The organism is Veillonella caviae (genome assembly GCF_003992125.1).
Taxonomy (GTDB): Bacteria; Bacillota; Negativicutes; order Veillonellales; family Veillonellaceae; genus Veillonella; species Veillonella caviae.
The window spans coordinates 1-23,014 of the sequence record NZ_RQUY01000028.1; the positions used below are offsets into that span (position 1 = coordinate 1).

Genomic DNA, 23,014 nt, shown 5'->3' on the forward strand with positions numbered 1-23,014 from the left:
GATTTTTGACGAATATATGACGATATAACAAAAAACCGCTGTATTACAGCGGTTTTTGTTCTAATAGATATACTGCTATTGTAACATAAAAACGCCGTCCCAAAAGGGACGACGTTATGTATACATAAATTACCACATGCCGATAACTTTCATCCACAACGAACCAATACCTACAAAGATAATAAGGTTGATAACGGATGCGATGAAACCGAGTTTCCACCATTCATTTTGTGTTACATAGCCCGTATTAAATACAACCGGTGCTGGACCTGCTGCATAATGTGTCAAGGACATACAGAGATTAGATGTAAAAGCAATCATAAGCAAAGTCAACATCGGTGGTGCACCAGCAGAGATAGCAATAGCAGAGAATGCTACGAACATAGCAGATATATGTGCTGTTAAGGATGCAAACACATAATGTGCGTATAAGTTGGCTACAACAGCAACGATAAAAGCCAGAAGCCACGAGCCTTCTGGCACATAAGTACCAAGAAGAACAGTAAACCATTTAATAAATCCAAATTTAGATAAGAATCCTGCAAAGGCCATCAAGGTCCCCATCCAAACTAGTGTATCCCATGCACCTTTTTCACTTTTCACATCATCCCATACAAGAACGCCTGTACCTAAAAGGATTGAAATACCTAGGAATGCTACAACGGTAGCATGGAGATTAGTAAACTGAGCTGTAGCCCATAAAGCCAATGCTAATATAAATACGCCAAGCATAATCCATTCTTGTACAGACATAGCACCAAGACTCTTTAATTCTTCGCGAATCATCGCTTGAGCTTCACGAGCATCAGTGATTTCTGGAGGATACATTTTATAAATAAAATATGGCATAATGATAAGTGCCAAAATACCAGGTACAATGGCTGCTATTGCCCAATCCCCCCATGTAATAGTGATACCAAAGGATTGTAATGCCAATGCAGCTACTAAGGTATTACCCGCCATAGCTGTCATAAACATAGCAGATGTAATAGTATTAACTTGATAAATAGATTGCATCAGAAAAGCACCAATTTTTCTTGGACTTTCTTGTGGATCAGAACCAAATGCCTTTGCCAAGCTAGCCGTAATCGGCATTACGACGCCACCGACGCGGGCTGTATTAGATGGTGTAGCTGGCGCTAAAATCAAATCAGATAAAGCCAATGCATAGGACAACCGCAAAGAACTACTACCAAAAGCAGCAATCAAATTATACGCAATCCGTTTACCTAAACCTGTTTTAATAAAACCGCGGGAAAATAAGAATGCTGCCACGATAAGCCAAATCGATGAATTAGCAAAACCAGATAGACCGTCCCCAATTTTTAATGTATCTGTTAAAGCTGCTACTGTAATAACAATGATAGACACACCACCAATTGGCAATGGTTGCGTTACAAACCCTGCGATGGTAGCCACAAAGATAGCAAATAGATGCCATGCTTGCGGTGTTACCCCTTCTGGATTTGGTATCATCCAAATGACGACACCAAGAATGATAGGCACGAGCCAATGCATTAATTTTTTCATTTCCTGACCTCCTACTTAGGATAATATAAAAATATAACCAAGATTAACACCATATACTTTAAAATACTATAAAACTCATCACATTTACCGTATATTATTTTTATATTTCTACACATATTAAGGCCCTGTACAAAAATAATATAAAATTACATAGTTATTGTAACAATACATAAAATCATAGGACAAATATAAATTAATGTGTTAGGAATAAATATAATTTATAACAAGCAAAAAAGCTGCACACCGGAGTGTACAGCTTTCATTTTATTGTGGCAAAGCAACGTCTTCGAGGTTTGTTGTTTCGATAGACTCAATATCGCCAGCATCGCAAAGGTTTGCAATATTTGGATCAATTGGTAATCGTCCTAATAACAAGAGGCCATATTTTTGTAAGATTTCTTCAATGTGGCTTTCACCAAAAATCTTGTAATCCTTGCCATTATCTGGACAATGAAAATAGGAGTAATTTTCCACAACACCGATGATAGGAACTTGCATTAAATCAGCCATTTTTACAGCTTTTTCAACAATCATCGACACCAAATCTTGAGGGGATGTAACGATAATAATACCGTCTAATTTCAAGGATTGGTATACAGTGATAGCAACATCACCTGTACCAGGTGGCATATCAACAAATAAATAGTCGATATCTTTCCAAATTACATCACTATAGAATTGTTTTACTACATTGCCAAGGATAGGACCACGCCAAAGAACAGGATCTGTATCGTTTTCCAACAAAAGGTTAACAGACATAACGTCTATGCCACCTTTAGAGGTAACAGGATACATACCAACTTCATCAGCATATGCTTTTTCTTTGATACCAAACATTTTAGGAATAGATGGACCTGTAATATCAGCATCCAATATACCTACTTTATAACCTTTACGAGCCATTGTTAAGGCCATCAAACTTGTAACAGAAGATTTACCTACGCCACCTTTGCCGGATACAACACCGATGACATGTTTTACGGAACTCAATTCGTGTAATGGAGCCGTTAAATCTTGTGGTTGTTGTGGTTGAGCACTGCTGCTGCAACCTTGAGATTGAGATGGGCATCCACCGCAATCACTACTGCTACCGCAACCCATTGTAAACACCTACTTTCTATAGGGACTTTCCCTAAATCTATGTAATGATATTGTTTATGTATTGTAAATACTATCGTTGCTGAAAGCCTATAGCTTTCACAGATATTTACAGTTCTATTGTATCATGTTATATCCATTGTTATCAATATACCAATAAAATTCCCCTATTACATTTCTATATAAGAATATAATAAATACTGTTTTATACTACTCTATATCAGCAAAGAAGTTTAATGATACATTATTCACCACAGAATTCTTTTGTTAGTCCGCAAAGGATATCCATACCTTTCTCAATTTCAGAAATGGTTGGCACTGTGTAACTCAAACGGAATGCATGACCATTGGTAACACCATCTGCCGCAAAAGCACCACATTTAATGATTCCCACATTTTTATCCATACAAGCTTCAAAAAAGGCATCACAATCTACTGATTCAGGCATTGTCATCCACGCAAACATACCGCCTGTAGGCTCTGTCAAATGAACTTTAGAACTGCCTTTTTCTTTAAATACGCGCATCATAGCATCGCATTTTGATTTATATACGGCGCGCACATTCTCTAAATGTTCATCATAATTGATGTGATCTAACACATGAGCTACTACCTTTTGTGTTACCAATGGCATTTGACCAGCCGTATTATTTTTCAATGCTTGAATAGTGCTGATAACATCTTCTGGACCTAACAAGAAACCAACACGAAGACCTGCTGACAAGGTTTTAGAATAAGAACCTGCATAAAGTACGCGATTTTCTGTATCAAAAGATTTAAAACTCGGTACATGGTCTCCAGCGAAACGAATTTCACCATATGGATCATCTTCATAAATAAATAAATCATATTTTGATGCAATAGCATAAATCTCTTTACGTCTCTCTAGAGGCATCGTAATACCTGTAGGATTTTGGAAATTAGGAATAAGATAAATATATTTCCCTTTTCCCGATTTTGCTGCTGTCTCTAATTCACTAGGAATCATACCATGTTCATCAGTTTTAATACCGATTGCCTTTCCACCCATATTACGTACCGAATTAATAGCGCTGGTGAAAGTATAATCATCCATATATACCTCATCGCCTGGTTCCAATACAGTAATCGGTACTAAACCTAGTAATTGCCCCGCACCATTTGAAATAATAAGACCTTGTCCTTCTAAATTCATATGGTGCACTGTAGACAATCGTTGTAATGTTAACTCTGCCAATCTTGCATCCCCTTGCATAGGACCATATTGTAATAAACTCATAGGATTGTCATGGACGATGGCATCAAAAGCATCTTGGATAACCTTCACAGGTATCGCCTCTGGTGCAGGGTTACCGATGCCAAAGCTAATAAATCCTGGTACTCCTACACCGCGTTCAAACACTTCGCGAATAAAATTAGGACCTTTTAATGTTACACGTTCAGGAAGAGAAAAACTCATATTGCACCTCTTATATGTTAATGATGATACTACACGATAAAGGTTCTGCTATTTTTCGATATTGTTTTCGCTATTACGCTTATTCATATATCGTTTATAAACCTTCCACAAAATAAAATATACTACTGCTGCCACTACTACGATTATACCTAATCGGCTCATATTATCTTGATAGTTGACGATATCTGTACCAATGGCTACTTCTAATGCAGTAGATGGGAATTTGCCAATCAGATTCGCCAAGATATAATCGCGCGGTTTAATTTTACTAATAGCCCCTAATGCAGTGATTACACCAGATGGAAAATATGGTAGCGATCGGGCAAATAACATAACTACGAAACCATTTTTACCGGAAAAATCATCTACTTTCATCAGCACGGTACTCTTAGCAATCAGCTTATCTGCCGTATCTCTAAGGAAATAACGCATAATGTAAAAACTGATAATAACGCCAATCGTTTCAGCTAACCAAGAAATAATAATTCCAGGCCACATACCGAAGACAAGACCATTAGCAGTGGAAATAAAAATGGATGGTAAGAAACCCACAGCATTGACAAATATATCGAGGACCATGCTGACCACCATCGCCATCGGCCCAAAACCTTGGATGTAAGTGGCGATTTCCTCCATACTACCAGATGTAGCCAAATGCCACATGGTAGGGTAAAACGTTGGATCTAGTACATGAATGACTACGAGCACAACGACCAATAAAAAGCTGGCAAGTAACTGTATTCCTTTTTCACCGAACAGCATAGGATTTTGATTTTTCATAAAAACCTTTCAACATAATCGACTTATTATTGATACCTCACAAATCATAGGACATATAACAAAGCATCAACTTTTACAAAGATAATTCTATTATATCATCATTCTATAGAAAATATATAAGTTAATCATTATATTTTATAAAAACCATTCAATTATGCCTAACTTCATTGCTATATCTCCATACATACTTTATGATTAAATTAAGAAATTAACGTACTGATTAAAGGAGCAACTATCATGAAAACACCAGTAATAAATGATAAATGTTACGCAGGTATTCTGTTAGCAGCCATAGGAGATGCACTGGGTTGGCCTTATGAAAACCCTAGACGTATAAGCAACTTAGAAGAATTACAGCCCGGGTATTTTCATAATTGGTTCCGACGCATGGGTAGTCGAGGAATCACAATGAAAACATTAGAACCTTTAGAAAAAGGTAACTATAGTGACGATACACAAATGACATTGATGACATTACGCTCACTATTATCGCAAAATGAAAATGCCCATTTTATTAAGGAATTAATTTATTTTTTACATTATCAACGCGGCGGTGGACGTTCTGTAAAATCATCGGCTAAAGCTTATCTAGAAAACTCGACGCCATGGTTTCATGAAAGCTGTAAAAACTATTTTACAGCCCGTAGTAATGGCGGCATGATGCGCCAATTCCCGATCGTTATTCAACATCGCAATGATACATCACTAGAGTCCCTTCTTTTTCATATAGCTCATCATGGTCTATTAACCCATGGTCATCCAGAAGCAGTTATAGGTACTATGATAATAGGATTATTACAGTTCTATGCATTACATAAAAGTAAAGAAACAACCTTTTTAGAATATATAGATTACATAGAAGAACAGGATGCTTTATGGTCCACATTACCTATCGATGCATTCCCAAAAGACTTTCACCAACAATATAAAAAGATAATTGGTCAAAACTATGAACTCACTTGGCAAAATACAGTTACCGAATATATGACAACCTTATCTAAGTTAAAAGATGATTTAATCCATCAAACAGATATAAGAACAATATTAAGTAAATTTCACATCCATAATCGTAATAGAGGATATGGAATTTCAACAGTACTATCTGTACTATATTATTTAGAATATTACTATAAAAATCCTATAGAAGGATTTATTGCTTGTACTACAAACTCTAGTATCGACTGTGATACATCAGCCTCTATTCTCGGTTCAATCCTAGGTGCTCGATATGGATCTTCAATAATTGCAGAACATTGGAATGAAGTACAAGATTATCTATATATGAAACAACTTGTCTCTTATTTGTTAGCTGACAATCCTAATGAACTATATACGAAATCTATAGAAAAAGAGCTAGAAAACCAATCTCACCTCTCATGGATATCTACCCCCATAGAACCGGCTATTACAGAGCCAGCGTCTATATTAGCGACCTATAAAACAACGCAAACCTATCGCCAACCATATAAAACAGTACTAGGTCAAACGTATTACGTAGTATATAGAGAAAAACTATAGTGTTAATTAATAATCACCCTATATTAGAACTTTGATTTATAAATATGGTAACATATAATACATATACTAAGAATAATGGCAATTCTAATTATTTATATGAAAGAAGGTATACTATGGTCGAAATTGGTCAATCTAGTACTGCTACAGTCGTAGTTAATGAAAGTAATATTGCAAAAACAATGAAATCTGGCTCCTTAGATGTATTCGCTACACCTGCTATGTGCGCTCTCATGGAAGAAGCAGCTCAAGCAGCTGTACAACCACATTTAGAAGATGGTGAAGGCACTGTAGGTATCTCCTTATCTATTTCTCACGATGCACCGTCACCTATAGGTGCAACGATTACAGCTAAGGCTACGGTAGTGGCTATAGAAGGACGTAAAATTTCTTTCCACATTGAAGCTCATGATGGCGTCGGTGTCATTGGGAAAGGCACACATGATCGATTTGTGATTAATAACGAAAAATTTATGGCAAAGGTGGCTACAAGAAATACGGCTAATTAATATCCAATACAAAAACGACACTAATCAACATGACTAGTGTCGTTTTTTCTTACTATGTAATAGTTCGTAACCTAACCAATAAAATTAGCAAATAGTTACTACCCATCCTTCTGGTGCTTCAATTTCACCATGTTGGATGCCGAGCAATGTATCATATAATTTTTTAGTCATTGGGCCCATTTCTTCCATACCAGCCGGCACATTAATAGTACCATTAGGAGTATCGATTTGACCTACTGGAGAAATAACAGCTGCTGTACCACAAAGGCCGATTTCAGCAAAGTCTTTCAATTCATCTACATGAACAGGACGATGTTCTACTTTCATTCCAAGGTAATGTTCCGCTACATACATTAAGGAGCGACGAGTAATAGATGGTAAAATACTATCAGATTTAGGTGTTACTAATGTACCGTCTTTTGTAATAAAGATAAAGTTAGCACCACCAGTTTCTTCTACATGAGTACGTGTAGCCGCATCAAGATACATATTTTCAGCATAACCTTTATTGTGTGCATCTGTAATAGCATACAAGCTCATAGCATAATTAAGACCTGCTTTAATATGACCAGTACCGTGAGGTGCAGCGCGGTCAAAATCTGTAGTGCGGATTTTAATTGGTTTCGCACCGCCTTTAAAATACGGTCCTACAGGTGTTGTAAATACACGGAATTGATATTCATCGGCAGGTTTTACACCAATAACAGAATTTGTACCCATCATGTAAGGGCGAATATAAAGGCTTGCACCATGACCATATGGAGGTACGAAATCTTTATTAGCTTTTACAACTGCTTTAATAGCTTCTAAGAAACGACCTTCTGGCAATGTTGGCATTACAAGACGCTCAGCAGATTGATTTAAACGTTCTGCATTAAGATCTGGACGGAAACAAACAATATGACCATCTTTTGTATAGTATGCTTTCAACCCTTCAAAAATAGTTTGTGCATATTGGAATACACCAGCACATTCATTTAATACAACATTAGCATCTGTAATAAGATTACCTTCATCCCATTTGCCGTCTTTATAAGTAGTTAAGTATCTGTAATCAGTTTCAACATAGCCAAAACCGAGGTTATCCCAATCGATATTTTTGCTCATAACAATTACCTCCATAGATATTGAATATACATATAATCTTATCACTATAAAGGGGGAATTTCAATAGATTCTATAGAGACTTGTTTTCTAGCTCCAACATATACACCTTACGCTCAATACCACCAGCATATCCTGTCATTTGACCATTTTTACCGATGACACGATGACATGGAATGATGATAGATATTGGATTATGCCCCACAGCACCTCCAACGGCTTGGGCAGACATTGTTTCTTTACCTTGTGCTGCTGCAATTTTTCTACCTATCACCCCATATGTAGTGGTTTCACCATACGGTATTGTTTGTAAAATAGACCAAACCTGTTTGCGAAAATCAGTTCCTTCTAATTGCATAGGCGGCAGTATAAATGGTTTTTGTCCTTTAAAATATTGATTTAACCACATAACTGTCACTTCAAAAGGACCTGTCAATTGTTCTATATATTCATCGCTATTATAAGTTGGTGCATATTGCTCATCTTCAAAAAACAAATCTGTTAAATATGTCAAAGTACCGAGCATAATCATTTTTCCTAATGGAGAATCATAGGTATATTTATATTTCATAGTATCAGCATTCATAATCATTCCTCATATAATAGAAAACTGCTAGCACACATATACATGCTAGCAGTAACTTTACTCATTATATTATATCAGATTCCTTTAGTTTGTGAAAGTTTCCACATTCAACTGTCATTATCCCAAATAAATGTAATTCGTTTTATTGAACCAATTTTACCGACCGTCATAATTAGTTTATGATAGTTGAAAACCACGCTCATCCATTAATTGCGAAGAAAAGATTGACCCCCATGATTGACTAGTATATCTCCTTGAAGAACTTCTGTTTTAAAATTTTTCAGATACGGTTGAATTTGTCCCATAGCAAATCGATATCCCGGACTAGATACATGTTTTTTATATGCTACATCATCGCTATAGATTTGAATAACATACCAATATGTTTTATTATTTCGATCTCTTAAAATATAGCCTGCCTTATAACCAACATCATCACGAATAGCACGCTCTATATCAAGTTGGTATTGTTTAAGAATCGTATCTTCTTCATTTTTATCGATAGTAAACTCAGTCATAGACACTACAGATGTATTATCATTAATAGCAGATAACGGCTCTGCTTTTTCCATTAACAACATAGGTTGTACATCATACAATTTACGATTCGTTAATTTAGACCCTACTTCATTAACATATTTTTGAAAATGCTCAGACTTACGATGCGTATCGAGTGCATTGCCATCTTTATATATTTCGATCACATACGATGTAGTAGGATTTGTTTTTACATGAGCCACGTTCATAGATAATGTATTTGGTTCCTGTATCATAGAATTCGTCAAATTCTCTACACCTACAGAGTTATAAGCGTCTTGTAATTCACTAGGAATAACAAATCGGTACATGCCTACTACAGGCGCATTGTCAAATTCCTGTTGTTGATCAAAACTAAGCGCAGAAACAGTACCAATCCCTAAAATTGCGATGACGGTTGTTAAAAGAAACCTCTTAGATAAAATTACTTTCATATAAAAATTCTTCCCTTTATTAATCATGTTCTTCAAATCATTGTTTCAATATATTGTATATCAATATAACATCTAGTTGAGTATAAGTAAACTTTATCCCCTTTTTAATTAACGCCAAAACAGTGCGAGCTTTTTTGGTATATAGCAACCTATATATGATTTCACACTAATAGCAACATATAGCTATTCAGACATTTAGATATCTATAAACTCCACAGTGATACCGTGTTCTTCTATAAGATTCACTAAATCATGTCCTTGTAGCCACACGGTAGCATCATTTTCATTAGGGTGGATACCTATACGATTGTGCTTATAATCTGAATCGATATAATAATGCACTTTGTGGTCTACATCATGGAGCAAACAAAATGGCGATACATGGCCTGGTTTAATTTTTAATATCTCCCACAGTTCTTCTTCAGAACCAAAGGATATCTTCTTTAATTGATGGTCTTTTCTGAAAGCTTTTAAGTCTACCCTTTTAGATCCACGTACCGTAATAAGATAATAATGCTCTCGTTTATGATCTCTTATAAATAAATTTTTAGCATCCCACTCTGGATAAGGCAATTCCACATTGGGCTTATCATCCATACTAAATAAAGGCGCATGGTCGGTAATTTCAAAATTTATATTATATTTTCTTAATAGATTATATACAGCTTGTTTGTCTAACATTTTCTTACTTTCATAAATACTTTGACATTAAAATTTTAATTCTTTAATAGGTCTAACTGCTGTTTTAAAAATACTTCTACACATTCTTCAAAACTCATATCCATTCGTTCAGCTAAAACAGCGAGCCACCAAACACATTCACCAATTTTCATTGGCAATAACTCTGTATTATTACTTGGCCATCGACCTTCTTTGTCCATCGTGAGTCGTCCCACTAAGGCTGCATCCGTTAAAAATGCTAATGCATCCTCTTCTACAGACCAAGTCAACCCATGATTTTCAATTTCTAATTTATGATATAAACGTCTTAACTCTTGTGAACGCAAATTTACTTCTTTTAAATCCATACTTTCTCCTATGTTAAATAAAACTAAACTGATTTCTTATCTACCGTATTGACAATGATATCCTTTCATTATTTCTCTTTCGTACAGGTACACATTCAGATCTTTTTTAGGCGGTTCTTCAGAACCGCCTTTTATTATAATCTATGAACTGTAATAGGATTTCTTGCCCAAGCTAAGTATCCCCACATCATCCCCACCACGAGCCTCTATCTTTCTAATAATCATATTACTATTACCTCCTTCCTATAATAAAAAAAGCCTAGTTTTATCTATGCTTTTATAAAGTTTAATCTTAGTCACTGCTCAAATTTATTCCTCTTATATTAGACCTTAACTTTTTGGTTGTTTCTCATTTCAAAATCACTTTCTTGAATTAACAATGCTATTTATTCAGTGTATGTATTGAATTAAACCCCTCTAGTAATTGTTTGACCCCTTTAGTAAACAATTTCCCCCCCTAAAAATATACCACTCCCCCAACATAAACGCACAATTACACATCTAATTGTAAATTAGAGAGCACTGCTAAAAACTCTCTATTCTAAACACTTTTGAGTATATATGTTGCGTGGAATTGTATCATTTTGGAGAAAATCATATATCCTCCATACGGTACAGTATCTTTCCTTCTCCATCAAATCCACATATTTAAGGTAGGGGCAAGTGGGTGCAACTGTTGACATCAATGCAACGCACTCCACATGGCACGAGACAAGCACCTGAATGTCTGGATTCCGTACACATCTCCGCCCGTTCGCGGGAACTGCTCTAAGCCGAAAATCGACGTTTTTACACCTGCTCTCCGTTTGCGGTAACTGGTCCACGTGTTTTTCTACCTATAATACGGCGGGCTGGAGGGAGGCCATCGTCTCGACCTCCTCTCCTCTGCTCAATCGGTTTATGATCAAGGTCTAGGCCCAGTATGCCGTTAACTTGGTCGGTATCTTGGTCGCTTATCTTGGTCGGTCACCGATCAAGTTGTTGCTTATTAAACCTGCTCCGGCATGATTCCAATGTCTGGTTTTCTATTTGAATGTCCAGTTTTGCTTTTCAATGTCCGTTTTTCTACCGTCGCAGATTCTCGGCTGGCATTCTACTACCGGCTCCGCGATACCCATCGTTAAAAGATTCAAGCTGTACATGACATCTAATCCCGACACTCGCGCCGTATCTGTTGCCCTTCTATATCTGATACAATGTAACTTTTCCGGCATTTACACTCCTTAACCCAAAATGCACACTGGGTCTGTATTTCCTCGTTTCATACAGATAGGTGCACTGGGTGTATGCAACCTATCACACCTGCTAATCTTCGTTTTCCAGACACAAATAGACCTGGAAATCCTCAATTTTCAACATTATAACATTTCGATTAAAATGATTCCACTCTGCCACTCAACACAAAAACACCCCGCCGGAGCGGAGTGTCTGTCGCCTGATTTATGTTCAGTTATACCTTTATCTCGGTACCGTCCCGAAAGGTGAAAATCATCTCCTTCCGGCGGCCTACTGTGACGAAATCCACCATGCAGGCCAACAACCACGGATCAAATTCCTCAATCACACCGTTCTGTTCTTTCAGCTTCCCGATGAAATCCTCGATCCGTTCTGACCTTGCGTTCTTTTCCGATATCTGGCGGTTCGCTTCATCAAACTGTTTTCGTGCCTTGTCGTACCATTCCACCAAGCTGTCGTAACGGCTCTATCTGCCTATCTTCCCAAAAAACTACCAGTGTTTTTGATGCCCCCGCAGTCCTTGTTACGGCAAAATCTTCTGTGATGATAATCCCATACCGCCCTTTTCCTTAATGATATTCAGATTTTCCTCTAAATCATTGAGGGTAATCGCACTTCCTTTTAAGTCATAATGCTTCCCATTTATTTCAAGAAACAGCGTCGGGAAGGATGTGACTCCTATTTTTCTTGCCTCATAAAAGTCCGGATGGTACTTGCCCTCTTCAGAAATACGGATGAACGCCTCTGCGATCTTGTCTGCAGGAAGGTCATAGGATTTGGCGATTGATCCGATCGTCTCCACGTCAGAAAGTGATTTACCATCCAAATAGAATGCTTCATGCATCTTTGACGCAAGATTAACATGTTCGCCTTTAGGTAAGAAGCTCCTGAGAACTCCAAATCCTATTGCGGCATCATTCGAGTCAGGAACCATACTTCCCGTCTCTAACAGGTTCAGATATGGCTTGCCGAATTCCACGCCAAACATATCCGCAATTCTTTTATTCGTATCACTCATATACGGAAATGCCGAAAGTGAATGACCGTCCATAAATAATCCACCGGATAACACCGTTACTTCCAATTCCGGATGTGCTTCAATAAACGGTTTAAGAATTGTTTCAAACCCATAGCACCATCCACAATAGCTGTCAAAAATATAATACACTTTCATCTAAATACCGCCTTTTTATCCTGGTCACAGGCTTCTCATACTGTCTCTTCGCATCCGCAATCGCTCTTCCCCCTGTTCGTCTGCACCCTGTTTGAGCATCGCCAGTATCTTCTCTTTGTCCTCCGGAAGATGTCCATATACCGGCATCATGTTGGAGACATTCGTCGCATCCAGCAGAGTGTGGATATCAAGCGTCTTCACAAAGGTATACAGTTCCTGTATCTTCTCTGTCTCTGTAGCCTCTACGAACTCACCTCTTCTTACTTCCTCCATAAGCGGTGTGTCAGGGAAGATTGAGAGCCCGGAAGCCAGTACTCTGACGGGCGACAGGTGGTTTAACACTTCTGCTGTTTTGACGGCATGCCCCATACCATACTCATGACCTCCCAGCCCGTATAAGAAGATGACAGAATAATGCATTCCCGCCTCATCCATCTTGGAGAGCTGTTCCACTATATCACTAGCATGATAGCCCTTGTTCATCTTATCGAGGACAGCATCATCGCCCGACTCGATTCCGAATACGATCATGTCGTATCCCATCTCTTTCAACGACTTCAGCTCACCTACAGACTTGTTCCTTACACTATCCACTCGGCCATATCCGCCGACGGAAACACCCCAGGGCAGGTATTCTTTTATCAGGTCCATGATTCTTTTAAGCCTGTCGTAGCTCATCAGGAGCGGATCTGCCCCCTGCAGAAAAATCCGCTTTACCTTCCATCCGGAATCCCGGATCTCCTGAAGGTCCTCCCGTATCTCACTCTCCGGAGATACGGAAAAAGGTGCTTCCTTGTAAAAGGTGCAAAAGCGGCACTGATTATGCGAACACCCCGATGTTACTTGTAAAAAACAGGAACCAGCCTCATAAGGCGGTCTGACGATTCCACTTGAAAAATGCATACGAATTCCTCCTCGTTTCTATATATCCTTATATCTCACTTTGTCGATATGTAATGGTTTAAATTAAACGGGATCTTCATCCCGTCTAATCTATGCACAACTTAAATTTCGTGACCGAAGTAGTCTGCCAGCGCAGCGAGGGTCTCTTCATTCCGTCTGTAATACGTCCACTTTCCGTGCCTTTCGGAAAGAAGCAAGCCTGCTTTTTGCAGCATATCTAGGTAATGAGATACGGTTGACTGTGATATCCCGGCTTTGTCGCGGACGCTTCCAACACACACACCGCCTTTCAGATCCACCACATCATCAAAATGTCCTCCCTGCGGCGGAAAGTTTTTCTCCGGTTCCTTCAACCACTCAATAATACTGAGCCGGGTTTCATTTGATAGTGCTTTAAAAATTTCAATCTTATCCATACATTTATTATATCTATCTTTCGCGATATGTCAACACTTGTAAGCAAAAATCATAACCACCCGTAGAACGGGTGGTTTGCTCTGACCCTATAAGGGTCTTTCTCTAGTGGTAGGGGCTGTAATAGGATTTCTTGCCCAAGCTAAGATGACAAATTTTATTTGTCTAAATACCTAAGTCAATCATATATATTCTAATCAGAATAGCTTAACTAATTACACTAATATGTAAATCTCTATTTTTCAATTCATGATTTTCACCAAGTAATAAATTACGTAAAAACAGTTCTAAAAATTCAGTAGTTTCATAAATTCCATTTTTTAAATCATTATAATTTGCTCTAACTAAAGCATTACGAAAATACCAAGAATGTTCAGCAAACATATCATTTTCAACAGTAAAACCTAATGTGCGTAAATATTTTATAAAAAATACTGCTGTCGTTCTCGTATTTCCTTCACCAAATACATGAATTTGCCATAATTGAGATACAAATTTTGCTAAATGATGAATGATATCATCCATAGTAAGATTTTTATAACTAAATGATTTTTCTTGTTCAAAATCGTATGCTAAGGTAGCTCGTAATTCAGATGCACTACCATAAATAACAGTAGCTCCATCTAATACCCATTCTTTTTTAGTTATATTATAATCACGGATTTTACCAGCATGAGAATATATGCCTTCAAACAATTTCTTATGGATAGACATATATTCATTAGGTGTAAAAGAAAATCCATTGTCTGATAGCAATTGAGTAATCCTAGCGGAAACCTTATCAGCCTCTTCTATACGCTGTAGATTTTCTGTAGGTTGTTTTTCTTCATAGTAGCTGTGCAAGAGATCATTCGTGTCATGAATAGAAATTTTCCCTTCAATATTTTGTACAGCCAATTCAATTAAATACTCAGATGGCTCTAATCCATCAACGGCTTGTAGCCCTATAGCAGTACGCCATGCATAAGCTTTTTCACGTTTTGATGGCTCCACAGTTTTTATATATTCTGTAAAAGAATTATATGACATTATTCATCACCTCCTTAAATTTACATTCCCAGTTGCAATATTGAACTAGCTCCTAATATTAATGATTAAGCATGGACATAGTTATACTCTCATGAATACGCTCTAATGAACGCATTTCCTTTTCTGAAAGATAATTCTTTGCAACACTCACATCACTTCTTACAATCTTGCCATCTGGTGCTGCTCCCCAAGTAATCAATCCCATGGTGGCTTGTCGGCATCAGCGCGCTCATAAGCCAACTCTGCTGCTATATGACCGTAAACTGCATAATGCATCTTGTTCTGCACCTTGGCAAAGAACTGCTTTGTCGTTTTTGCCGTGCGGTCATAATCAAGAGCTGTGGCATAGATGTCCGTTATCTTCTGATAGAATCTACGCTCTGACAGTCTAATTTCTCGAATCTGCTCAAGCAAGCGATCAAAGTATTCTACTGTAAGCACGGATCCACTATTTTTCAGGCGTTCATCATCTATGACCCAGCCTTTAATGGTGTAATCCTTCACTATGCCATTGGCCCACTTACGAAACTGCACTGCTCGTTCATTGTTTACCTTAAAACCAACAGCAATAATCATTTGAAGATTATAATGTTTCGTATCACGAGTAACCTGACGCGAGCCTTCGGTTTGAACTATCCGGAAATTCCGGATAGTTGCATCTTCCTCAAGTTCCGAATCAGAATAAATTTTCTTGATATGCTCATTAATTGTACGAACATCTACGCCATACAACGTGGCCATCATCTTCTGTGTTAGCCAGATATTCTCATCCTCATAGCGCATCTCAATACTGTCCTGCTGATCACCAACTGAGGCAACATAAGTCAGGTATTCTGCAGCGCTGGAACGAATGGTTAGTTTATACTCTTTTGATTTCATACTAAATCTCTCCATTTGTTGATTTTCATTCATCTGCCAACAGCTTTACAATCAGAAAAAACAGCATAAAGTAGATTTTGTTATAGCTACAACCGCCGTTCCTACTATTTCGCAACCCCATTACTTCTTTTCTCCATAAGAAACCGTATCCTCTGCCACCTTGCTTAGTTCTATTTCAGATACATATTTATAGAGTTTTTCCTCTTTTCGTGGTTCCACATTATCCGTCCAAAGCTCACACTGACTAATTACTGTGCTTATTGCAAAATCATAGTCTTCCGGCGGATACTTATATTTCTTAAGGAGTCGCTTAACCATCTTACGCATCTGCGCTCTAGCAGTTTCTTTCTTCTGCCAATCGATAGTGCGATTCTTACGAAGCATTTCTGTAAGTTCTCTTGTCAAAGCAATCAATTCATCATTCTTATAAAAATCCTTGATATGCTCCGGTTTTGTAAGGGCATCATAAAATGCCAGCTCTTCTTGTGAAAGTCCAAGTTCCTGACCATTCTTATAGAGATTTGCGATCTCTTCTGCAGTTTTCAGAAGTTCTTTAATAACCTCTTCATTGGTGATTAGTCCGTTATAATACGAGTTCATCAATTGTGCTATCTTCTCCGAGAATTTTTGTGACTGTACCACATTTGTTCTCTTGTAAAGAGCCACTTGCTCAGCCATAAGTTTTTTCAAAATCTCGACAGCTATATTCTTTTCCTTCATTCTAGAGATTTCGTCCAGGACTGCTGGATCAAACAGGCTGAAATTTTCACCGCCACTCTTGCTGCTGTCAAATAAGCTAATGACACCTTCGCTCTGTACCGCCGCTTTCAAAAGTTCATTGATTTGATTATTAATCTCAATAAGAGACAAACTTTTTCCACCTGTTCCTCCATACGTGATCTTAATAACCGTAGAACGCAAAGCCTCCATATAAGCCGCTTCATGCCGCTCCTGCTCTGTAGTCATACTGGAACAAAGCGAGTGGGATTGTTTCAAAAGCATGGCTTCCTTCAAGAACAAATCTTTTCTTTCTGGTACACTTGCATCGAGAATAAAGTTTACGCCACCCGTAATAAGCTTAGCCATTGTAAGTGGAGAGCCACCTATAAATCCGTTAAAATCAAAGCCATGTAATAAATCCTTGCAAACTTGTAGCTTCTCCTGAAACTTCGGATATGCCATCTTTGCAATGTTCATATCACCGTATTTAGACTGATCGCGTTTCGTATATTCCTTCATTGCAGCCTTTAAAGCTGATGCAATTCCAACATAGTCTACAATCAATCCGCCCTCTTTATCCTTGAATACACGGTTAACACGAGCAATAGCCTGCATCAAGTTATAACCATACATCGGCTTATACACATACATAGTAGCCAAAGAAGGTACATCAAAACCGGTGAGCCACATATCAACTACAATGGCAATCTTCATCGGGTCATTGTTATCTTTAAACTTCCTTGCGAGCTCTTCTTTGTGTGATTTTGTTCCGATGATCTCTTTCCAATCTTCCGGATCGTTGTTGCCGCCAGTCATGACTACACCGACTTTATTCGTCCATTCAGGTCTAATTTTTAAGATTCGGTGATAGATTTTCATGGCAATCGGACGAGAATACGCCACAATCATGGCTTTCCCCGTCAGAAGATTTGCTCTATATTTTTCGTAATGTTCAACAATATCATCACAAAGAGATTCTATCGTAGAATCAGCTCCCAGCACGCTTTCCATTTGACCAAGCATTTTTTTACTTTTCTCGATTGTTTGTGCACCGGACTGCTGCTCTAAGACATCATAAGTAGAATCAATTAACGCCAATGTGTTCTCATCCAACTTCAGATGAACAACTCGGCTTTCATAATAAACCGGACGAGTAGCACCATCTTCCACGGCCTGCGTCATATCATAAATATCGATATAATCACCAAAAACTTCACGAGTATTTCTGTCCTTAGCTGAAATCGGTGTACCAGTAAAGCCAATAAACGTGGCATTCGGCAATGCATCATGAATAATACGGGCATTACCAATTACCGTATGCGCTTCCTTTTCACCGTTTTCATTCTCTGACATAACGATTTTTTCATCAAAGCCATACTGACCACGATGCGCTTCATCGGCCATAACAACAATGTTTCTGCGTTCTGACAAAGCTTTCTCTCCACGTTCAAACTTAAACATCGTGGTAAATATAATTCCATTCGCACTTCTGCCATCAAGAAGTGACTTCAAATGTTCCTTGCTCTCTGCCTGCACCGGTGTCTGACGCAAAAAATCTGCACACTGCGAAAACTGCGCATAAAGCTGGTCATCCAAATCAATACGATCTGTCATGACTACGATTGTTGGACTATCTAATACATCTTGCAATAAATGTGCATAAAAAACCATAGATAATGACTTACCTGAGCCCTGCGTATGCCAGAATACACCACCTTTACCATCGGTCTTCGTTGCCACCTTTGCCTTCTCTATCGCTTTGCGAACAGCAAAATACTGATGGTATCCGGCTAACACTTTGAAACGACTATTGCTAACGCCTGAAAAAAGAATAAAATTTTTCAAAATATCCAACAGACGTTCCTTTTGAAACATACCTTCATAAAAGGTTTCAAAGGAAGCATACGCAGTATCTTCGTAATTACCGTCTTTGGTTTTCCATTCCATAAAACGATCTAATCCAGAGGTAATAGTTCCGGCCTTATTCGTAGACAAATCGCTAATTACACAGATTGCATTGTAATAAAAGATAGATGGAATATCTTGCATGTAGTTGCGGATTTGATGGTAGGCATTCTCAGCTCCTACCTCGTCCTTAGCCGGGCTCTTCAATTCCATCAAAACAAGAGGCAATCCATTAATAAATAAAATAATATCTGGACGACGGTTATTTCCGTTTTCTAAAAACGTAAACTGATTTACCACGTAAAAAGAGTTGTTCTTTACATTTTGGTAATCAATCAAACGTACAATCGATGATTGCTCCTCGCCTTTCACAAAGAACTTAACCGTAACGCCATTTTGCAGATAATCCATAAATATCATATTCTTCTGCAACAGGCTTCCGGTATCAAAATTCTTTAATTTTGCCAAGGCTTCATCAATAGCTTCTACAGGCAGACCGCGGTTGATGCGCACCAAGCTATCTCTCAGAATAGAGTCCAGAAGCGGACTGGTATAATCTCTATCAAAATCCGGAGCGTAGAAGTGGTCATAGCCCATGTTTTCAAACAATTCAATGATTGCTTGTTCGTATGTATCTTCTGTAAATAAACTCGGCATATTCAACCTCCTGTAATTTTTGCTATGTTTCTATGATAAATTATGGAATTTACATGGGTAAGGAGATGGAGCGATAGCCATCTCCTTATAAACCACTACTATATTAAGCATCGTTCATACATTGCAAAAGCTCATAATTCTGAACATACATCTCACTATTTAGTAAGCTATATTTTTCATTTTCTAAAACTTTTATATTTATATTCGAATTAATGCTATAATCTTTTTCTGAAAATCCTATTGCCGAAACAATTAACTGGCTAAATTGATCTGATGATTCCATAATATACTCGACTAATGCCTGTTTCTTCTCTTGGTCTGTCTCCGCATTATTAGGGCTATCAAAAACCATTGGAAATGTTGTTCCTTCAGGATTAAATTTCTGTTTTAAATCATTGAGTGTTAGATACCATATAACAGTTGATAATGGTTTGTTGCTTCCACTTGCACAAAAATTTTTAGATAGTTGTTCGTAACTGTCAGCTTCCAACTCATTTAAATTGAATCTTATTTTTAATTTATCAATCAAATAATAGTAATTTTCATCAACAGATTTCATTTTATCTTTAACACTTTTAAATTCTTTCTTTAGTGGTTTTAGAGCCTCCTTTGTGCTGTCGATAATTCCGCTATTAATAGTCAAATCATTATTAATCTCATCGATTAGTTTATTTAGTCCTCTGAACTTGATATAGTCTTTGATTTCCTTTTTGTTTTTACAAATCTTTTTATTATGCTCCTCCAAAGCCAAAGCCAAGTTTGAATATATTCCCTCATTTTTGAATATTTCATCTTCAATATGGGCATTTTCTGTTTTTATTGCATCTTTCAGACTAAGAGCATTATCAATATGATTATACCTCTTACTCCTTAGTTCCAAAGTCGAATCTAAAACAGAATGACATTCAGGACAAACTTTTGATTTTAAAATAGTTTTTATTTCCTTTTCTTCTTTTATCTCAAATTTAGATATTTGAGATAAAGTGATATTCTGTTCAACTAATTGATTTCTCAAATCAACAAGCTTATTCCTTACTGAATTCATTTCATTAATCAGCGATGAATATTTTTGAGTTTCTATATTAAGCTCATTTTCTAAGGCACGGCTTGTTTCCGGACATGAAAAACCATCCAAAATTAAATTGGTTCTATCTTTCATTTTAATTAGTTCTTCTATTTCTTCTTTCTTACTTTTAATTTCAAATTCTAATTCTTCTTTTTGTTTCACAAGTTCGAAATATTCTTTATTGTAAATGCCCAAATGTGAGTAAATAACATTAAGTTTAAAATTACTGAACTGAGCAAGACTTTTAAACGAATTAAATTTTGTACCGATGTATTCATCTTGATCTAAAAAGTTCAGCAAAAAACTATATGCAGGTGGTGCTATTACTAATTGATTTGTATTTTTTTGCGGCAACCATATAGAAAAATTAAATAAATTGCAAAAAAAATCTGCTAATTCACTTCTATGAATAGTAGTAAAAATAATATCACCTTTTGCATTAAATATTTTAAATAATTTTTGAGATCTATAAATCGAAAAATCTTTATCATCCACCTTGAAAAATAAAATATAGACCTTATCTTTTTCTCCCCATTTCGAGTCAAAGTGAGAATCCGCACCCAAAGCATGGTACAAGCTTCTTAATAAAACTGATTTTCCTCTATCTGTTCCATCTATATCACTCGATGTAATAATATTAACTCCTTTTTTAAATTCTGTTGAATAAGCCTCTTTTTTTACAACATCAAATATATATATTTTGTCAAATATAACATTCATTATAAAATTCCTCCTGAAGCATACATATAGTAAATCATTATGTATTGAACTGATTTCATATCATCGGTAAATTCCACATCAAAATCGTCATCAAATAATTTTGATATTTCTTTTAAATAACTTTCAATATCGTCTAATGAGTCTTCATGTTCCATAATATAATTATAAATTTTTATTTTTATTAATCGTAAAGACTCACTTTGCTGCGTTTCAAGTATATTACCCAGTGCTGTATTATATCTTCTTCGCTTAGCAAATGGCAGGTTATTTATATACTCCTGTGTTTCATTGATTCCATTTTTAGATTCCTTTTTATGTGCATTTAACATTTTATCAAATTCACTTCTTGTAATACCTTTATTTTTTACAACATCTTCATAAGTACCGGAATCAAATTCATAAGAAGCTTTTTCTTTAACAGAATCAACGACCAGTCTATATAATGCATTCGGATTTTGAGGTTCTTCGCCTTTAATATCAACGAAAGATTTTACTAATTTTCCTCTAATAGAATCCTCTGGATTTAATAAATCCATGTTATCAAATATATAAAATACATTATCTAAACACACAGTGTTTAAATTTAATTCTGTACACAACTTTTCCCTAACATCATCAAGTACATCCTGATCTAAATCTCCAAAACATTGCTCAGGAAAATCAATTTCCTTATTATTGATTTTAAGTTGTTTATTACATACAATTGCTAATTTTATATTGTAGTTTGGTGAATATAAAGCATATAATTTCCCTAAAATAGAATTATTCTCATTCTTGCCTTTCTTACATAAGTTATTCGAATTATAATTACCACTTTTTTTCGTCTTGATTTGGTAAAAATTCAATTCATCATCTTTATGCAGTTCGATATCACATTTAAAATCAAAAATTATCGTATATTCATTGTTTGCTTTATGTTCATCTATTATTTTACTAATTCCCCATAATAATTCTAATCTAAAGCGATTTTTAGCAATGCTTCCAGATAAATCTTTTGGTAAGTTCATGTAGTACTTTTCTTTATCCATAATTAACCTCCTTTCAAAATCTATTTATCAATTCTTATACACTCCACTATTTCCTCAATATCACAATCCAAAGCATTACAAATTCTAAGCAAAACATCCGTAGTCACATTTTGTCCATTTTTTATCTTATAAAATGTGCTTTTACTTACTTTTGCCTTTTCCATCAATTCATTATTTGTCATATCTAAATCAATCAGTTTTTTGAACAATCTTTTATAACTAAAAACTCTCATTCTTATCCTCCGTTCAATAAAACTTTATTTATTATATTATACCATAAAATATCCTTTTTGAGTAAATATATTCTCTTTATTCGAACTATCTTAAATTATAACCCCCCGTAGAACGGGTGGTTTGCTCTGACCCTATAAGGGTCTTTCTCTAGTGGTAGGGGCTGTAACCATTTTTATGAAATTTTTCAAATTGATTTTATTACTTCGTTTATACCTTTAAGAAAGGCTATAACGGTTGCTCCGACCATGGGTATTCCATATGGACTTAATAAAAATCCTAATACCAACGCCTCAATTCCAAGTGATATATCTTTTTGTATAAATGATCCTATTGCAGCAACGATACACATCAGCATCAAGAAATATAGGGTTATAGGACAAAAAGTGTTGGTTTTATAGGCGATGCACTCAGTAATTTACTGAGTGCATCGCCTTTTTAAATTGTTTAGTAATTTTTAAATGGTGGACAAAAGGTGTTGGTAAAAAGCTTG

Annotated in this window: 21 protein-coding genes and 1 pseudogene; 2 read left to right on the plus strand and 20 right to left on the minus strand. The window is 36.5% G+C overall.

The features are described 5' to 3' along the window. Positions 1–129: 129 nt before the first annotated feature. From EO120_RS08425 to EO120_RS08440, 4 genes are all read right to left on the minus strand, one after another. Positions 130–1,530, minus strand: a complete 1,401-nt coding sequence (locus EO120_RS08425) for an anion permease (RefSeq protein ID WP_127135036.1) — start codon at positions 1,528–1,530, stop codon at positions 130–132. A 264-nt stretch (positions 1,531–1,794) separates the two neighbouring features. Continuing rightward, positions 1,795–2,631, minus strand: a complete 837-nt coding sequence (locus tag EO120_RS08430; protein ID WP_127135037.1) for an Mrp/NBP35 family ATP-binding protein — start codon at positions 2,629–2,631, stop codon at positions 1,795–1,797. A gap of 241 nt (positions 2,632–2,872) precedes the next feature. Continuing rightward, positions 2,873–4,066 carry an aminotransferase-like domain-containing protein gene (locus EO120_RS08435; protein WP_127135038.1) on the minus strand — a complete coding sequence of 398 codons (1,194 nt, stop codon included), beginning with the start codon at positions 4,064–4,066 and terminating at the stop codon, positions 2,873–2,875. 48 nt (positions 4,067–4,114) lie between these two features. Beyond that, positions 4,115–4,846: a TVP38/TMEM64 family protein gene (locus EO120_RS08440; RefSeq protein ID WP_127135039.1), complete on the minus strand. Its 732-nt coding sequence runs from the start codon at positions 4,844–4,846 to the stop codon at positions 4,115–4,117. 237 nt (positions 4,847–5,083) lie between these two features. Between EO120_RS08440 and EO120_RS08445 the strand changes: the two genes are divergently transcribed. Further along, positions 5,084–6,364 carry an ADP-ribosylglycohydrolase family protein gene (locus EO120_RS08445; RefSeq protein WP_127135040.1) on the plus strand — a complete coding sequence of 427 codons (1,281 nt, stop codon included), beginning with the start codon at positions 5,084–5,086 and terminating at the stop codon, positions 6,362–6,364. Between the two features lie 113 nt (positions 6,365–6,477). Further along, positions 6,478–6,870, plus strand: coding sequence for a thioesterase family protein (locus tag EO120_RS08450; RefSeq protein WP_127135041.1), 393 nt, complete (start codon positions 6,478–6,480; stop codon positions 6,868–6,870). An 84-nt stretch (positions 6,871–6,954) separates the two neighbouring features. On the opposite strand, the gene EO120_RS08455 is transcribed toward EO120_RS08450, so the two are convergent. From EO120_RS08455 to EO120_RS09330, 16 genes and pseudogenes are all read right to left on the minus strand, one after another. After that, positions 6,955–7,977, minus strand: coding sequence for a branched-chain amino acid aminotransferase (locus EO120_RS08455; protein WP_127135042.1), 1,023 nt, complete (start codon positions 7,975–7,977; stop codon positions 6,955–6,957). A 70-nt stretch (positions 7,978–8,047) separates the two neighbouring features. Continuing rightward, a complete protein-coding gene (locus tag EO120_RS08460; protein ID WP_127135054.1) occupies positions 8,048–8,545 on the minus strand; it encodes a methylated-DNA--[protein]-cysteine S-methyltransferase in 498 nt (165 codons plus the stop codon). Between the two features lie 221 nt (positions 8,546–8,766). After that, the gene (locus EO120_RS08465; protein WP_127135043.1) at positions 8,767–9,531 is read right to left on the minus strand and encodes a putative quinol monooxygenase; all 765 of its coding nucleotides are present in this window, start codon (positions 9,529–9,531) and stop codon (positions 8,767–8,769) included. A 195-nt stretch (positions 9,532–9,726) separates the two neighbouring features. Beyond that, positions 9,727–10,212 (minus strand): prolyl-tRNA synthetase associated domain-containing protein, encoded by a 486-nt coding sequence (locus EO120_RS08470; protein WP_127135044.1) that lies wholly within the window; start codon positions 10,210–10,212, stop codon positions 9,727–9,729. 35 nt (positions 10,213–10,247) lie between these two features. Continuing rightward, positions 10,248–10,559: a nucleoside triphosphate pyrophosphohydrolase family protein gene (locus tag EO120_RS08475; RefSeq protein WP_127135045.1), complete on the minus strand. Its 312-nt coding sequence runs from the start codon at positions 10,557–10,559 to the stop codon at positions 10,248–10,250. A gap of 1,450 nt (positions 10,560–12,009) precedes the next feature. Further along, on the minus strand, positions 12,010–12,243 hold the full coding sequence (locus EO120_RS08485; protein ID WP_127135046.1) for a hypothetical protein: 234 nt from the start codon (positions 12,241–12,243) through the stop codon (positions 12,010–12,012). A 75-nt stretch (positions 12,244–12,318) separates the two neighbouring features. Beyond that, a complete protein-coding gene (locus EO120_RS08490; protein ID WP_127135047.1) occupies positions 12,319–12,969 on the minus strand; it encodes a DsbA family protein in 651 nt (216 codons plus the stop codon). 24 nt (positions 12,970–12,993) lie between these two features. Further along, entirely contained in the window at positions 12,994–13,872 is an 879-nt protein-coding gene (locus EO120_RS08495) for a radical SAM protein (protein WP_127135048.1), read from the minus strand. Positions 13,873–13,973: 101 nt separating this feature from the next. After that, positions 13,974–14,288 carry an ArsR/SmtB family transcription factor gene (locus tag EO120_RS08500; protein WP_127135049.1) on the minus strand — a complete coding sequence of 105 codons (315 nt, stop codon included), beginning with the start codon at positions 14,286–14,288 and terminating at the stop codon, positions 13,974–13,976. Between the two features lie 205 nt (positions 14,289–14,493). Continuing rightward, positions 14,494–15,315, minus strand: coding sequence for a Fic family protein (locus tag EO120_RS08505; protein ID WP_127135050.1), 822 nt, complete (start codon positions 15,313–15,315; stop codon positions 14,494–14,496). 58 nt (positions 15,316–15,373) lie between these two features. After that, positions 15,374–16,227, minus strand: a pseudogene (gene rhuM, locus EO120_RS08510) (RhuM family protein). 87 nt (positions 16,228–16,314) lie between these two features. Then, entirely contained in the window at positions 16,315–19,476 is a 3,162-nt protein-coding gene (locus EO120_RS08515; RefSeq protein ID WP_127135051.1) for a type I restriction endonuclease subunit R, read from the minus strand. 103 nt (positions 19,477–19,579) lie between these two features. Further along, positions 19,580–21,262 carry a coiled-coil domain-containing protein gene (locus EO120_RS08520; protein ID WP_127135052.1) on the minus strand — a complete coding sequence of 561 codons (1,683 nt, stop codon included), beginning with the start codon at positions 21,260–21,262 and terminating at the stop codon, positions 19,580–19,582. Continuing rightward, a complete protein-coding gene (locus EO120_RS08525; protein ID WP_127135053.1) occupies positions 21,262–22,290 on the minus strand; it encodes a DUF4297 domain-containing protein in 1,029 nt (342 codons plus the stop codon). Before EO120_RS08525 ends, EO120_RS08520 begins: the two co-directional genes overlap by 1 nt. Before the next feature lie 20 nt (positions 22,291–22,310). Further along, positions 22,311–22,523: a helix-turn-helix domain-containing protein gene (locus tag EO120_RS08530; RefSeq protein WP_115263294.1), complete on the minus strand. Its 213-nt coding sequence runs from the start codon at positions 22,521–22,523 to the stop codon at positions 22,311–22,313. A 185-nt stretch (positions 22,524–22,708) separates the two neighbouring features. Next, positions 22,709–22,879, minus strand: coding sequence for a CD1845 family protein (locus tag EO120_RS09330; protein ID WP_479258338.1), 171 nt, complete (start codon positions 22,877–22,879; stop codon positions 22,709–22,711). Between the last annotated feature and the right edge of the window lie 135 nt (positions 22,880–23,014).

Excerpts from the sequence above, each read along its gene's own strand:
- EO120_RS08425 (WP_127135036.1), bottom strand. The coding sequence starts at position 1,530 with ATGAAAAAATTAATGCATTGGCTCGTGCCTATCATTCTTGGTGTCGTC.
- EO120_RS08430 (WP_127135037.1), bottom strand. The coding sequence starts at position 2,631 with ATGGGTTGCGGTAGCAGTAGTGATTGCGGTGGATGCCCATCTCAATCT.
- EO120_RS08435 (WP_127135038.1), bottom strand. The coding sequence starts at position 4,066 with ATGAGTTTTTCTCTTCCTGAACGTGTAACATTAAAAGGTCCTAATTTT.
- EO120_RS08440 (WP_127135039.1), bottom strand. The coding sequence starts at position 4,846 with ATGAAAAATCAAAATCCTATGCTGTTCGGTGAAAAAGGAATACAGTTA.
- EO120_RS08445 (WP_127135040.1), top strand. The coding sequence starts at position 5,084 with ATGAAAACACCAGTAATAAATGATAAATGTTACGCAGGTATTCTGTTA.
- EO120_RS08450 (WP_127135041.1), top strand. The coding sequence starts at position 6,478 with ATGGTCGAAATTGGTCAATCTAGTACTGCTACAGTCGTAGTTAATGAA.
- EO120_RS08455 (WP_127135042.1), bottom strand. The coding sequence starts at position 7,977 with ATGAGCAAAAATATCGATTGGGATAACCTCGGTTTTGGCTATGTTGAA.
- EO120_RS08460 (WP_127135054.1), bottom strand. The coding sequence starts at position 8,545 with ATGAAATATAAATATACCTATGATTCTCCATTAGGAAAAATGATTATG.
- EO120_RS08465 (WP_127135043.1), bottom strand. The coding sequence starts at position 9,531 with ATGAAAGTAATTTTATCTAAGAGGTTTCTTTTAACAACCGTCATCGCA.
- EO120_RS08470 (WP_127135044.1), bottom strand. The coding sequence starts at position 10,212 with ATGTTAGACAAACAAGCTGTATATAATCTATTAAGAAAATATAATATA.
- EO120_RS08475 (WP_127135045.1), bottom strand. The coding sequence starts at position 10,559 with ATGGATTTAAAAGAAGTAAATTTGCGTTCACAAGAGTTAAGACGTTTA.
- EO120_RS08490 (WP_127135047.1), bottom strand. The coding sequence starts at position 12,969 with ATGAAAGTGTATTATATTTTTGACAGCTATTGTGGATGGTGCTATGGG.
- EO120_RS08495 (WP_127135048.1), bottom strand. The coding sequence starts at position 13,872 with ATGCATTTTTCAAGTGGAATCGTCAGACCGCCTTATGAGGCTGGTTCC.
- EO120_RS08500 (WP_127135049.1), bottom strand. The coding sequence starts at position 14,288 with ATGGATAAGATTGAAATTTTTAAAGCACTATCAAATGAAACCCGGCTC.
- EO120_RS08505 (WP_127135050.1), bottom strand. The coding sequence starts at position 15,315 with ATGTCATATAATTCTTTTACAGAATATATAAAAACTGTGGAGCCATCA.
- EO120_RS08515 (WP_127135051.1), bottom strand. The coding sequence starts at position 19,476 with ATGCCGAGTTTATTTACAGAAGATACATACGAACAAGCAATCATTGAA.
- EO120_RS08520 (WP_127135052.1), bottom strand. The coding sequence starts at position 21,262 with ATGAATGTTATATTTGACAAAATATATATATTTGATGTTGTAAAAAAA.
- EO120_RS08525 (WP_127135053.1), bottom strand. The coding sequence starts at position 22,290 with ATGGATAAAGAAAAGTACTACATGAACTTACCAAAAGATTTATCTGGA.
- EO120_RS08530 (WP_115263294.1), bottom strand. The coding sequence starts at position 22,523 with ATGAGAGTTTTTAGTTATAAAAGATTGTTCAAAAAACTGATTGATTTA.
- EO120_RS09330 (WP_479258338.1), bottom strand. The coding sequence starts at position 22,879 with ATGCTGATGTGTATCGTTGCTGCAATAGGATCATTTATACAAAAAGAT.